13 protein-coding genes are annotated in these 12,433 nt (G+C 66.6%); 7 read left to right on the forward strand and 6 right to left on the reverse strand.

Annotation, left to right across the window (positions count from 1 at the left end; translation table 11 throughout):
• Window positions 1-2: 2 nt before the first annotated feature.
• Entirely contained in the window at window positions 3-329 is a 327-nt protein-coding gene (locus KY496_RS15515) for a hypothetical protein (RefSeq protein WP_184236765.1), read from the forward strand.
• Between the two features lie 7 nt (window positions 330-336).
• Here KY496_RS15515 and KY496_RS15520 read toward each other — a convergent pair whose 3' ends face one another.
• Genes KY496_RS15520 through KY496_RS15530 form a run of 3 tightly spaced genes read right to left on the reverse strand, consistent with a single transcriptional unit; the run spans window position 337 to window position 4,382 of the window.
• A complete protein-coding gene (locus KY496_RS15520) occupies window positions 337-1,650 on the reverse strand; it encodes a sorbosone dehydrogenase family protein (RefSeq protein WP_219861432.1) in 1,314 nt (437 codons plus the stop codon).
• A gap of 57 nt (window positions 1,651-1,707) precedes the next feature.
• Window positions 1,708-2,967, reverse strand: a complete 1,260-nt coding sequence (locus tag KY496_RS15525; protein ID WP_157225445.1) for an MFS transporter — start codon at window positions 2,965-2,967, stop codon at window positions 1,708-1,710.
• Window positions 2,968-2,987: 20 nt separating this feature from the next.
• On the reverse strand, window positions 2,988-4,382 hold the full coding sequence (locus KY496_RS15530; RefSeq protein ID WP_219861434.1) for a KamA family radical SAM protein: 1,395 nt from the start codon (window positions 4,380-4,382) through the stop codon (window positions 2,988-2,990).
• A 281-nt stretch (window positions 4,383-4,663) separates the two neighbouring features.
• On the opposite strand from KY496_RS15530, the gene KY496_RS15535 reads away from it, so the two are divergent.
• Window positions 4,664-5,119: a cache domain-containing protein gene (locus KY496_RS15535; protein WP_005665130.1), complete on the forward strand. Its 456-nt coding sequence runs from the start codon at window positions 4,664-4,666 to the stop codon at window positions 5,117-5,119.
• A gap of 63 nt (window positions 5,120-5,182) precedes the next feature.
• Entirely contained in the window at window positions 5,183-6,907 is a 1,725-nt protein-coding gene (locus KY496_RS15540) for a methyl-accepting chemotaxis protein (protein ID WP_005665129.1), read from the forward strand.
• A gap of 12 nt (window positions 6,908-6,919) precedes the next feature.
• On the opposite strand, the gene KY496_RS15545 is transcribed toward KY496_RS15540, so the two are convergent.
• Entirely contained in the window at window positions 6,920-7,489 is a 570-nt protein-coding gene (locus KY496_RS15545) for a DNA-3-methyladenine glycosylase (RefSeq protein ID WP_005665128.1), read from the reverse strand.
• Between the two features lie 159 nt (window positions 7,490-7,648).
• Between KY496_RS15545 and KY496_RS15550 the strand changes: the two genes are divergently transcribed.
• Window positions 7,649-8,506, forward strand: coding sequence for an HDOD domain-containing protein (locus KY496_RS15550; protein ID WP_005665126.1), 858 nt, complete (start codon window positions 7,649-7,651; stop codon window positions 8,504-8,506).
• A gap of 69 nt (window positions 8,507-8,575) precedes the next feature.
• On the forward strand, window positions 8,576-9,754 hold the full coding sequence (locus KY496_RS15555) for a M48 family metallopeptidase (RefSeq protein WP_005665125.1): 1,179 nt from the start codon (window positions 8,576-8,578) through the stop codon (window positions 9,752-9,754).
• Between the two features lie 26 nt (window positions 9,755-9,780).
• Here the strand turns inward: KY496_RS15555 and KY496_RS15560 are convergent, their stop codons facing one another.
• On the reverse strand, window positions 9,781-10,317 hold the full coding sequence (locus tag KY496_RS15560) for a DNA-deoxyinosine glycosylase (RefSeq protein ID WP_005665123.1): 537 nt from the start codon (window positions 10,315-10,317) through the stop codon (window positions 9,781-9,783).
• A 90-nt stretch (window positions 10,318-10,407) separates the two neighbouring features.
• On the opposite strand from KY496_RS15560, the gene KY496_RS15565 reads away from it, so the two are divergent.
• Window positions 10,408-10,692 (forward strand): hypothetical protein, encoded by a 285-nt coding sequence (locus KY496_RS15565; RefSeq protein ID WP_040775165.1) that lies wholly within the window; start codon window positions 10,408-10,410, stop codon window positions 10,690-10,692.
• The gene (locus tag KY496_RS15570; RefSeq protein ID WP_005665122.1) at window positions 10,680-10,973 is read left to right on the forward strand and encodes a type II toxin-antitoxin system RelE/ParE family toxin; all 294 of its coding nucleotides are present in this window, start codon (window positions 10,680-10,682) and stop codon (window positions 10,971-10,973) included. The genes KY496_RS15565 and KY496_RS15570 overlap by 13 nt, the downstream gene beginning before the upstream one ends.
• Window positions 10,974-11,039: 66 nt before the next feature.
• On the opposite strand, the gene KY496_RS15575 is transcribed toward KY496_RS15570, so the two are convergent.
• Entirely contained in the window at window positions 11,040-12,311 is a 1,272-nt protein-coding gene (locus tag KY496_RS15575) for an alpha-amylase C-terminal beta-sheet domain-containing protein (RefSeq protein ID WP_005665120.1), read from the reverse strand.
• Window positions 12,312-12,433 lie beyond the last annotated feature (122 nt).

Consider the following 12,433-nt stretch of genomic DNA (forward strand, 5'->3'; position numbering starts at 1 on the left):
ACATGGACGACCGATTCTTCCGGCGCGCCACGCGCGCCTCGCTTCCCCTCCTGGCCTGGGCCGCGCACTTTGGCTTCAGCTATATCGTGGCCGCGGCCCAGTGCACGCCGGGCGCCTGGCGGCCGGAAGGGCCGAACCCGTGGCTGCTGGGCGGCGCCACGCTGCTGGCGCTGGCCGTCTGCGTGTGGAGCGGCGCCGCCGCCGGCAAGCGCCTGCGGCTGGGCTCGACCGAGTTCGTGGATTACGTGGCGGCGGCCAGCGCGGTGCTGGCCTTCGTGGCGATCGCGTGGACCGGGATGCCGGTCCTGCTGGTCAGTGGATGCGCCTGACGGCGCATCAACCCGCGTCCGGCGCCACGCGCCAGATCACGTTGCCGACGTCGTCGGCCACCAGCACCGCGCCCTTCCTGTCGACCGCGACGCCGACCGGCCGGCCATGGGCCTCGCCATCCTGGTTGACGAAGCCGGTCAGCATGTCGACCGGCTTGCCGTTCGGCCGGCCATCCTTGAACGGCACGAACACGACGTTGTAGCCCGAGCGCGGCTTGCGGTTCCAGGAGCCGTGGTTGCCGACGATGGCGCCGTTCCTGTACTGCCCCGGCAGCAGCGATCCTTCGTAGAATGCCAGGCCCAGCGGGGCCACGTGGGCGCCCAGCGCGTAATCCGGCACGATCGCCTTTTCCACCAGGTCGGGACGCGGCGGCTTGACGCGCGTGTCGACGTGCTTGCCGAAGTAGCTGTACGGCCAGCCATAGAAACCGCCATCCTTCACCGAGGTCAGGTAGTCCGGCACCAGGTCGCTGCCGATCAGGTCGCGCTCGTTCACCACGGTCCACAACACGCCGGTCTCGGGCTGCCAGGCCATGCCGTTCGGATTGCGCAGGCCCGACGCGAACACGCGCGTCTTGCCGCTGGCGAGGTCGATCTCCAGGATCGCGGCCCGGTCCTGCTCCTGGTCCATGCCGTTCTCGGCGACGTTGCTGTTCGAGCCCGTGGTCGCGTACAGCTTCGTGCCGTCCTTGCTGGCGATGATGTTCTTGGTCCAGTGGTGGTTCAGCGGACCGCCCGGCAGCGGCGCCACCTGCTGCGGTTTGTCGAGGATTTCGGTCACCCCCTCCTTGTACGGAAAGCGCACCACCGCATCGGTATTGGCCACGTACAGCGTGTCGCCCACCAGCGCCATGCCGAACGGCGAATTCAGGTCTTTCAGGAACACGCGTTTCAGCTCGGCCACGCCGTCGCCATCGGCGTCGCGCAGCAGGCTGATACGGTTCGCGCTCGGCACGCCGGCGCCGGCGCGCGCCATGACCTTGCCCGTCACCCAGTTGCCGATGCCGCTCTTCGCCGGACGCTGCGGCGCATTGGTCTCGGCCACCAGCACGTCGCCGTTCGGGAGCACATAGACCCAGCGCGGATGGTCGAGCGCGGTGGCGAAGGCGTTCACCGCCAGGCCGGGCGCCGGGACCGGCGTCGTGTTCGCCGGCCAGCCTTTGGCCGGGGCGATGTGGACGGTCGGGATCAGGGTCTTGTTCGGCTCCTTCAGGGTCGGCTGCGAACCCATGTCGGCGCCGGCCGGCAAGGTCGATTTGTCGCCGCAGGCGGCCAGCAGGAGCATGGCGCCTGCGCACATGAACGGGAGTGGTTTGCGCATGACTTTCCCCAAGAGTATGGACTGGGGAAGTGTATATGACAAAGCCACCCATGCACGTTACGGCTGAGAACGCTCAGCCGTGCGCCGGCGCGCGAACCGCCACAGGCCGGGCAGCTGGATCGCCACCAGCAGGGCAAACGCGGCGCGATAGGCTTCCGGCGGCGCGCGGCCGAGCAGGTCGGGCTGCCACAGGCCGATCACCAGCCCGAAGCCGGCCTGCACCAGGAAGGCGCCGATGAAGATCAGGAGGTTCAGGAAAGTCGCGGCGCGTCCCGTCAGTTCGCGCGGCATCGACTGCGCCACGATGGCGTACTCGATGCCGGTGATCGTGCCCACCAGCGTGAACATCACCGACAGCATCGCGACACCGGGCCGGTAGCCGATGACCATGGCCGCCTGCACCAGCACGAAGAACGTGATGCCGGCCGCCGCCACGTCGAGCGGCGGCATACCGCGCCGCCCGGCCCATTCGGTGACCATGCCGACCGCGATCGCGCCGAACACCACCGCCGCCATCCCCAGGTAGAGCAGATAGGCGACCGCGGGCTCGGGGTAGCGCCCCACATCGGACAGCCAGCGCCCGACCCACAGGCCCTGCACGCCGAAGAACACCGCATGCGGGATCAAGACCAGCGAGGCGACCGCGCGAAAGCTCGGCGCGCGCCAGACTTCGCGCAGGGCCGGCAGCAGCGGACCGCGCTGCGCGGCCGGTCCCTCGGCCTTCGGGTACAGCAGCGCGATCAACAACCCGGTGCAGGCCACCAGCGCCGCCAGCAGGCAGAACAGGCCGCGCCAGTCGGTGTATTCCAGCACGGCGCGCACCGGCATGGTGGCGCTGGCGGCGCCCATGCCGCCGACCGCGATCAGGTAGCCGTGCACCGACGGCAGCCGGTTCGGAGCGATCCAGGTGGAGATCGCCTTGACCGCCGCCATGAAGCAGCCGCCCAGGCCGCAGCCCATGATGGCGCGCGCCGCCAGCAGGCCATAGAAGCCGCTGCAGTTTGCGAACAGCAGCGCGCCGCAGGACGCGAGCAGCATCATCGCCACCTGCACCCGGCGCGGCCCGTAGCGGTCCAGCGCCATCCCGACCGGCAGCTGGACCAGGGCGAAGGCGAAGAAGAAGGCGCTGGTCAGCAGCCCGAGCTTGCTAGGGGTGAGCGCCAGCGCGCCCACCAGGTGCGAGGCCAGCACCGCGTTCACGTTGCGCAGCAGCGAAGACAGGAAGTGCCCCAGCGCGAACGGCAGGAACACGTAGAAGAACACCCCCACGCCGGACAGGCGCAGGGGCGCTACGGACGCCAGGGCGCCTGGTTGCATCGTCGGACCCGCGCCTGGCATCAGGCCGCGTCGGGCTGGGCTTCGCCGCGCTGGCCGGCCGGCACCAGCGGGATCACCCGTCCGCCGGGGCCGCGCAGCGGGCCGCCGCTTTCCACTTCGAAGAAGAAGCGGTCGCGCCCGAACGCGGGCTTCAAATGATCGAGCCAGGTGGCGTTGGGGTCGAACTTGGCGAAGAACGGACGGCGCACCCAATCGGGATTGCGCGCCTGCAGGAACTGCAGGGCGAACAGCTTTTCGCCATTGATGGTCACCACCCCGTCGATCACGACCTTGCCGGGGAAGGCGCTCATCGACGGCCCGCGCACGGTGCGCGACAGGCCCGAGACCATCGAATAGGCTTCCTGGAAGATCTCGTGGGCGCGCGCCAGCGGCAGCGCGAAGTAGTCGCGCGGGCCGGTGTCGCGCTCGACGAACATGTAATAGGGAATGGCGCCCAGGCGCACGCCGGTGGTCCACAGTTCGGCCCAGCTCTTCGGGTCTTCGTTGATGTGGCGGATCAGCGGGCCCTGCATGCGCAGGGTGGCGCCGGTGCCGACGATGCGCTTGACCGCCTGCTGGGCTACGGCCGCGCGCAGTTCGACCGCGTGGTTGTAGTGGCCCATGATGGCCAGGTTCTTCCCGCTCGCCACCACTTTCTCGAACAGCCGCATCAGGTCGTCGCTGTCCTTGTCCGACACGAAGCGCTGCGGCCAATAGGCGACCGACTTGGTGCCGATGCGGATGTTCTGGATGTGGGCCAGCTCGGGCGCCAGCAGGGGTTCGAGGAATTCGGCCAGCGAACGGGTGTTCATGATCATCGGGTCGCCGCCGGTGATCAGGACGTCGGTCACGTCCGGATGCATCTTGAGGTAGGACACCAGCTCGCCGCACTCGCGCGCGTCGAACTTCATCTCGTCCATGCCGACGAACTGCGGCCAGCGGAAGCAGAAGGTGCAGTAGGCGTGGCAGGTCTGGCCGGCGCTGGGGAAGAACAGCACGGTCTCCTTGTACTTGTGCTGCAGGCCCTTGAGCGGCGCATCGTTCACGCGCGGGACGTTGTGCGTCATCTGGCCGGCCGGGTGCGGATTCATGCGCATGCGGATGTCGTGCACCAGGCGCGCGATGGCGGCGTCGTCCTTCTTGTGCAGCACCAGCTCGCGCAGCTGCTCGTATTCATGGGCCGGCAGCATGTCGCGGTGCGGGAAGGTCAGGCGGTAGATCGGATCGTCGGGCACGCGCTTCCAGTCGATCAGCTCATCCATCACATAGGCATTGGTGCGAAACGGCAGCACGTGCGATACCACTTGTACGGCTTCCTGCAGCTCGGGCGTGAGCCATTCCCATTGGCGCGCAGTCACAATGGACTGGCGCGTATATGGCTTGAACTTGGAAGGCGTCGATGCAGTCGTGGTCACGAGAATTCTCCAGTGAGATGACAGGCGGCAAGTTGCCGGGAAGCACTCATATTAGGGAGCCTGTATGCAACAGGAATTGCCTTCCATCAACCTCACTGTTGCTCGGACCGTGTTTAGAACAAACCCGCGACGCGACCTGGCGAAATGAGGCAAGGACACAACGCGACCGGCTCGCAGCTCCTGCCGTTGTGCGAACGCAATCCGGCACCGTCACGGCTCGGTACATTAGTGCGTGCACTTGAGAAATATCCTACCGAACACACCCGAAAGGAAAGCCATCCATGAAGATGATCGCCACCGCCGCCGCCCTCTGCCTGGGGCTGGCCGCCACCGCCGCCCACGCCAACGAACCGACCGCGAAGGACGCCATCGCGATGGCCGAGCGCGGCGCCACCGTCATCAAGACCAAGGGCAAGGCCGAGATGATGAGACTCATCAACGCCAAGGATCCGAGCTTCGTCCAGGGCTCGCTGTACGTCGACCTGCGCGACGTCAAGACCGGCATCGTGCTGGCCCATCCGTACAACCCGTCGATCGTCGGCAAGGACCTGACCGATGTGCCCGATGCGAACGGCAAGAAATACCGGCGCGAGATCATCGAGCTGGCTGCGGCCAAGGGCAAGGGCTGGGTCGACTACCAGTACAAGAACCCGACCACCGGCAAGATCGAGCCGAAGACCACCTATATCCTGCTGGTCGACGACGTGGTGCTGGAAGCCGGCATCTACAAGAAGTGATTGCCGTTGGCGTGCGGTGGACGTTGAATCCGTCCGCCGCACGCGTCTCTAGGAGTGACTCCCATGCTGAACAAACTGCGGATCGGCCAGAAACTGCTGCTGGCCCCGGGACTCGTGCTCGTCCTGCTGACCCTGCTTTCGGCGGCCGCCTACTATGGCATGGTGCGCCAGAATGCCTCGCTCGAACACATGGTGCAGGTGCGCGCCGCGCGCCTGCAGGCGGTGGCCGACGTCGCCGGCGAAGCGCGCTTCGCGCATGCCAACGCCTACCAGCTGCTAGCCTGGGTCAACGGCAGCTTCGCCCAGAACCGGCTGAGCGCCCTGACCGCCGACATCCAGCGCAGGCACGCCGCCATCGGCGACCAGCTGGGCAAGTTCGCGCAGGAGGCCGAACAGCACGAGCGCGCGCCGATCGAGGCCTCGCAAGCGGCGCTGGCGCGCTACCGCAAGGCGGTCGGCGAGACGATCGAGATGGCCTCGGTCGACCAGTCGATCGCCACCAACTCGATGCAGAAGGCCGAGCAGCAGTTCGTCGCGCTCGACGCCGAACTGACGCGCCTGGCCCAGCTCGAGAAAAAGATGAGCGAGGATGCCCACGCCGCCGCCAAGGCCGAGTTCCGCAGCCTGGGCTTGAGCATGGCCGGCCTGGTGCTGCTGTCGATCGGGCTGTCGCTGGCGGTGACGATGCTGGTGCGGCGCTCGATGCTGGGCGGGATCAACGCGATCGCGCGCACGGTCGGCGAACTGGCCGAAGGCCGGCTCGACGCGCCGCCCTTGCAGGCGAAAGGCCGCGACGAGATCGACGACACCGCACGGGCGCTGGACCACACCATCGCGCGCCTGAACGCCGCCCTGCACAGCGTGATGAACGCGGTGCGCTCGATCGACACCGCGTCGCAGGAAATCGCCAGCGGCAACCTCGACCTCTCGACCCGCACCGAGATGCAGGCCGGCTCGCTCGAGCAGACCGCCAGCACCATGGAGACCCTGACCACGGCGGTCAAGGACAATGCCAGCAATGCGCGCCAGGCCTCGGAGCTGGCGGCGCAAGCGTCGCAACTGGCGTCGCGCGGCGGCCAGGCGGTGCAGCAGGCGGTGACGACGATGGAATCGATCCAGGCCAGCTCGCGCAAGATCGTCGAGATCATCGGCGTCATCGACGGCATCTCGTTCCAGACCAATATCCTGGCCCTGAACGCGGCGGTGGAAGCGGCGCGGGCCGGCGAACAGGGACGCGGCTTCGCGGTGGTGGCCTCCGAGGTGCGCACCCTGGCCCAGCGCTCGGCGGCGGCGGCCAAGGAAATCAAGGGCCTGATCGCCGATTCGGTGAACATCATCGAGCGCGGCAACGCTTCGGTCAGCGAGGCCGGCGCCAGCATGGGCGACATCGTGTCCTCGGTGCGCCAGGTGAACGACATCATCGGCCGCATCAGCATCGCCAGCACCGAGCAGGCCGACGGCATCGCCGAGGTCAATCGCGCGGTCGGGCAGATGGACGGCATGACCCAGCAGAACGCGGCCCTGGTCGAACAGGCCGCGGCGGCGGCCGAAAGCCTGCACGAGCAGACCGTGAACCTGGCGAAGGCGGTGGCGATCTTCCGCGTCGCGCCCGGCCTGGACGCCGATGCGGCGGGCGTCGAAACGCAAGAGGAGACGAGCGCGGAAGAAGCGCCGGAATCCGGCTTCCAGGGCGTGGGCGAACGGCGCGCATCGGGCAGCGCGATGCGCGGCGGTCCGGTGCGCGCCCTGCCCGCGGCGCCCGCGGCGCCCACGCGGCGGCGCGCCTGAAGCGTGGTTCGGCTAGCGGAACGGCCGGCTGACGAAACGCGAGCCGGCCAGCCCGAACCGCCACGGCACGTCGACCGCCTTCGAGATGCCGATGCGCGGTCCTGCCACCAGCGACAGACCGGGCTCGGCCGGCAGCAGTTCGAATGGTCGTTCCGACAACGCCATGCCGTTGTGCGCACGGGTCACGCCCAGCGCCTGGCACAGCTTGCCCGGCCCGGAACACAGCAGGCGCTCGTCCAGCGCGTCGCGCCGCGCGCGCATGAGGTCCAGGCCCGCCACCGGCTCCAGCGCCCGGATCAGGACCCCGGCGCCGTGCCCGGCCTCCTGGCACACGAAATTCAGGCACCAGTGGATGCCGTACGACCGGTAGACATAGGCATGCGCGGGCGGCCCGAACATCGACGCATTGCGCTCGGTCGGCCCGGAATACGCGTGCGAGGCCGGGTCTTCATGGTCATAGGCTTCGGTCTCGACAATCCGGCCGCCGACGCCGTCGACCAGCACCGTGACGCCGATCAGCTGCTGCGCGACGACGTCCGCCGGCTTCGAGAAATCGATCCCTGCAATTGTAGAAATAGCCATGCGCCGATTCTAGCGCGGGACAGCATGACCCGCCGTTTTGGTGAAATTGACACAAGAATAGAGTGATAATGGCATTGCCTTGCTGCAATAACGAAATGACTCGGGTATAGTGGCAGCGTCCTCCGCATTTCCGCGAAGCCTATTCGCGCCTCCATCTCCATGAACACCGTCGTCGAGCCCATTCCGCAGATCGACCAGGTCGATGCCCTGATCAAATCGATCCGCATCCCGCCTCGGCCCAGCCTGCTCGCCGACCTGCAACGCGAACTGGCGGCGGAAGATCCGTCGCTGGACGCCATCGGCAAGATCGTGGCGAGCGACGTCGGCATGTCCGGCGCCCTCCTGAAACTTGCCAATTCGGCCATCTATGGCGGCCGGCGCAAGGCCAAGTCGATCGAACAGGCCATCCTGTTCCTCGGCATTAACCAGGTCGCGGCCATGATGACCGGCCTGCTGGCGCGCCAGGCGATTCCCGCCAACAGCGCGGCCCTGGCCAGCTTCTGGGACATCTCCACCCGCCGCGCGCAGGCGATGGTGTTCCTGTCGCGCCGCCTGCGCATGGGCGAAGCGGACGTGGCCCACACCTTCGGCCTGTTCTGCGACACCGGCGTGCCGCTGCTGATGGAGCGTTTCAAGGATTACAACGTCACCTATGGCGCGGCCTCGCTCGAAGCGGTCCGTCCGTTCACCGCGCTCGAAGTCGAGCGCCACGACACCAGCCACGCCGCCGTCGGCTGCCTGCTGGCGCGTAACTGGGGGCTGTCGGACCACGTGTCGTGGGCCATCCTGCACCACCATGACTACGCCGTGATCGAAGACGCGTCGACGGCATCGCCGGTGCGCTCGCTGGTCGCGCTGTCGCTGCTGGCCGAGAACGCGATCTGCCGCTACCAGGGCCACGCCGAATCGACCGAGTGGAACAAGGGCGGCGCCGCGGCCTGCGCCTATCTGGGATTGTCGAGCGAAGAAACCGCCGAGATCCTGGACGAATTGCTGGAAGCCTTCCACGAGGATTGAAGGCTTTTGACTTCTGCCTGACGCGAGCGGATACTGGGATGTAAATACCCGCGCGTACAGGGAGGAGACATGAAGCGCCTCGTGACCGGACTGCTGTCGCTGTCCCTGCTGCTGGGCGGCTGCGCCAGCACCGCTCCCACCTCCCCGCCATCATCCGCGCTGTTCGCCGACGAGCGTTTCGCGCCGCCGTCCGAACCGGTCGGCGCGCAGGGCCTGTTCACGCTCAGCCCCGCGATGCGCGATTACCTGCACAGCGCCGCCTTCACCCAGCGCCTGCGCAGCAAGGGCATGCGCCATGGCCTGCTGGACGCGCTGTACAGCAAGACCGACCTGAAACTCGAATACGAATCGCGCATCACGCGCACCGCCAGCGAAACCTATGAGGCGCGCATGGGCAACTGCCTGTCGCTGGTCATCATGACGGCCGCCTTCGCGAAGGAACTCGGCATGCCGGTGCGCTTCCAGAGCGTGGAGGTCGCGGACAGCTGGAGCCGCACCGCCGGCATCTACCTGTCGAGCGCCCACATCAACATCGGCCTGGGGCAGCATGCGTCCGAGGTCTTGCGCGGTTACGATCCCGAGCGGGTGCTGGTGGTCGACTTCATCCCGCGCGAGGAAGCGGCGAGCCTGCGCACCCGCGAGCTGGAAGAAGAAGACGTCGTCGCCCTCTACCTGAACAACCGCGCCGCCGAGGCGCTGATACAGGACCGTATCATTGACGCCTACTGGTGGGCGCGCGCGGCGGTGGCGGCGCGTCCCGGCACGGCGACCACGCTCAATACGCTGGCCGTGATCTACCACCGCCACGGCGAGCTGGCGCTGGCCGAGCGCGCCTATCAGGCCGCGCTGGCGCGCGAGCCCGAGAACCTGGCGGTGCTGCGCAACCTGGAGCCGCTGCTGGTGACGCTGGGCCGGCCGCTGGAAGCGCAGGCGCTGGCCAAACGCATCGCCGCGATCGAGCCGACGCCGCCGTACCACTATTTCGACAAGGGCATGGCGGCGCTCAAGGCGGGCGACTTCGACGCGGCCGTGGCGCTCTTCGCGCGCGAGGTGAAACGCTCGCCCTACAACGACGAGTTCAGGTTCTGGCTGGGAATCGCGCACCTCAAGCTCGGGCATCTGGGCGACGCGCGCGAGCATATCGCGCTGGCGGTCGATCACAGCACGCGGGGGGATATGCGCGAGGTGTATTCGGCCAAGCTGGCGCATTTAAGAAGGGTGGCGACGACGGGGACGCGGCTGCGCTGACCGCGCCGCCCGCCATGCCGGCGTCATCAGAACAGCGGCGACTGCGATACCGTCGGGCCGCGCTGCTCGTCGCCCCGTAGTCGCGACCAGACATCCAGCTTCTGCTCGAACGACATCGCCATATGCGCCGGCGAACTCGATGGCAACACGACGGTGCGATAGCCAGCCGCTGCGAATTGCGGCGCGAACTTGCCCGAGGCCTGGCCGTTGAAACCGACCGTGACAAGCCGCGGACACAGTTCCCGCAGTCGGTCGAAGTCATTGGCGGCGGGTTTGCGGATCGCCGAATCCAGGCTGCCGACCCGCTCGCATTCGCCCAGCACGTCCCACAGCCCGACGCCATGCGCCAGCAGGCGCGGCAGGCGCTCGGCGTAAGGCAGGGCCGCCAGGTCCTCGCCCACGACGCTGGAGATCAGGCGCCAGAACTGGTTGCGCGGATGGGCGTAGTACTGGCCCGCAGCCAGCGAGGCGGCGCCGGGAAAGCTGCCCAGGACGAGAATGCGTACGTTCGCGTCGAGAACCGGCGCCAGACCGATGAGAGTGGGAACAGTTGCATTCTGCATGGATGCATTGTAGCGGCCGGCCCGAATAACGCCTTGAAACTCTGTAGCGAAGGTGCTACCTTAGTAGCACCGCCCAGGATGACGCATACCATGTCGACAACATCACTCAAGCTTCCCGATGAGCTCAAGCAACGCGCAGTCAACGCTGCGCAGGAACTAGGCATCAGTCCCCACGCATTCATGGTGGACGCGATCCGCCAGGCCGCCCACGCTGTCGAGCAACGTGCGGCCTTCGTTACGCAGGCGCGTGAAGCAAGGACGGAAATGCTGGCACAAGGAGATGGGCATGCGGCCGAGGACGTTCGGGCGTATCTGCGCCGGCGGCTCGAAGACGGCCAGGTTGACAGGCCGCCCAAAAAACCATGGCGAGAATAAGCTATTCCCGTCGTGCGCTGGCCGATCTTGAACGTATCAGCGACTTTCTCGCGCCGGAAGGCGCGGGTGCGCAGCTTGAAGCACTCGATTTGATTGACGAAGCGGTGGCGGTGCTCGTCCGGCACCCACTCATCGGTCGTCTGGCAGAGCATGATTTACGTGAACTCATCATCTCGCAGGCGAAGACCGGATACATCGCCCTCTACAGCTATGAAGCGGAACAGGATGCCATCCTGATTCTCGCCATCCGACACCAGAGAGAAGTTGGCTTCTACGGCTAGCGCTCGATCGCATCCACCGCGCTAAATCCGGCTGCCGTGGATGGCAGCCGGCTACAACAAGCGGTTTTACTTGATCCACACCGCGTAATTATTCCCCGACGTCTGCAACGTCCACCCACTGCCCGCCGGACTCCAGCTGTTCGGCCCGATCTTCATCGCCAGCTGGCGCGTATTGCCGCTGATGATCGCCGCATACAGCCCCTGGGTCGCCTGCTGGATCGCCACCGGCGACGTCGAATGCACGCCTGCCGTACGGCGTGCCGCCATCAGCGCCGCAATCGGCGTCTTGAGGTTCCAGTTATAGATGTGCGGGTAGTACACGGTCGGGATGCCCGGATGGCTCAGCACATAGGCATACCCTTCCATCACCGAGCCGCACGGCACCGACCAGTGATTCTGGCCGTTGCCGCAGCTTTCGGACGGACCGGTGTCGTGGTTGTCGACGAAGGTCACCGCCATCGCCGGCCACCAGCCCAGCGCGCCCTGCGGCTTGCCGGACGCATCGCGCAGGCGCCAGTAATTGCCGTTGGCCAGCGCATCGTTGAGCAAGCCCTTGGTGGTGAAATCGAAGGCGCCGCAGCTACTCCCGGTGCCGTCGATCCAGTTCATGATCTGCTGGCGGTGGGCATCGATATTGTTCAGGTTCAGGTCGGTCCACAACTCGCCCACGCAGAACTCGGCGCCGAAGGCGTTCGCATACTGCCCGGCATAGCTCGGGCTGAAGCCCTTCACGTAATCGAAGCGAATGCCGCTGAAGCCGACCGGCTTGAGAGTGTGGTTGAGCCAGCCGATGATGCCGTTCTGGACTTCGCCCACGTTGCGATGGTCGATGTCGCGGGCGGCACTGAAGCCGTCGCCGGTGTCCGGGTTACCAAGCCCGCAATTGCACTCATCGTTATTGACGATGGCGTGCGTGGTCCAGTTCGGGTTGGTGAGATCCGACCACCCGGTGCTGCCCACGCGGTGGTTGACCACGATGTCGGCCACCGCCTTGATGCCATTATTGGTGAAGGCCCGCACCACATTGGTCAGCTCGGCCGAGCTGCCGTAGCGCGAACTGAGCACATTGAGCTGGCGCGGCAGGTAACCCTCGGCCGCCGCCGAGTCGGAAGGCGGTGGGAACCAGACGTGGGAGAACCCCATCGTTTTCAGGTCGGCCACGTTGGCGTGCAGCGTGTTATACCAGTTGGGGCTGCTGTAATTGGCGGAGTGCCAGTGAAAGCCCTGCAGCAGGACGGCCTGACTGTTGCCGGACTGGGCCGGCGGGGTCGCGGCGCCGGCGCCGGCGCACATGCCCATGACGCCTGCCGCGAGCATGGCGGTGATGCTCTTCTTCATGCTTTGTCTCCTTTTGTTTTGTGCGGTTCGAATGGATTTCTTCAACATCGCTTGGCGCCGACGCGCTTCTGCAAGACATACTGAGTAGGTTAATTACTTATTTCTTGAAATCATCTACGCAG

This window comes from Massilia sp. NP310, assembly GCF_019443485.1.
GTDB lineage: Bacteria > Pseudomonadota > Gammaproteobacteria > Burkholderiales > Burkholderiaceae_D > Telluria > Telluria timonae.

Bases quoted from the DNA above. Each gene is read 5' to 3' on its own strand.
- KY496_RS15535 (WP_005665130.1), top strand. From the start codon at position 4,664: ATGAAGATGATCGCCACCGCCGCCGCCCTCTGCCTGGGGCTGGCCGCC.
- KY496_RS15560 (WP_005665123.1), bottom strand. From the start codon at position 10,317: ATGCAGAATGCAACTGTTCCCACTCTCATCGGTCTGGCGCCGGTTCTC.
- KY496_RS15520 (WP_219861432.1), bottom strand. From the start codon at position 1,650: ATGCGCAAACCACTCCCGTTCATGTGCGCAGGCGCCATGCTCCTGCTG.
- KY496_RS15545 (WP_005665128.1), bottom strand. From the start codon at position 7,489: ATGGCTATTTCTACAATTGCAGGGATCGATTTCTCGAAGCCGGCGGAC.
- KY496_RS15570 (WP_005665122.1), top strand. From the start codon at position 10,680: ATGGCGAGAATAAGCTATTCCCGTCGTGCGCTGGCCGATCTTGAACGT.
- KY496_RS15565 (WP_040775165.1), top strand. From the start codon at position 10,408: ATGTCGACAACATCACTCAAGCTTCCCGATGAGCTCAAGCAACGCGCA.
- KY496_RS15515 (WP_184236765.1), top strand. From the start codon at position 3: ATGGACGACCGATTCTTCCGGCGCGCCACGCGCGCCTCGCTTCCCCTC.
- KY496_RS15525 (WP_157225445.1), bottom strand. From the start codon at position 2,967: ATGCAACCAGGCGCCCTGGCGTCCGTAGCGCCCCTGCGCCTGTCCGGC.
- KY496_RS15575 (WP_005665120.1), bottom strand. From the start codon at position 12,311: ATGAAGAAGAGCATCACCGCCATGCTCGCGGCAGGCGTCATGGGCATG.
- KY496_RS15540 (WP_005665129.1), top strand. From the start codon at position 5,183: ATGCTGAACAAACTGCGGATCGGCCAGAAACTGCTGCTGGCCCCGGGA.
- KY496_RS15550 (WP_005665126.1), top strand. From the start codon at position 7,649: ATGAACACCGTCGTCGAGCCCATTCCGCAGATCGACCAGGTCGATGCC.
- KY496_RS15555 (WP_005665125.1), top strand. From the start codon at position 8,576: ATGAAGCGCCTCGTGACCGGACTGCTGTCGCTGTCCCTGCTGCTGGGC.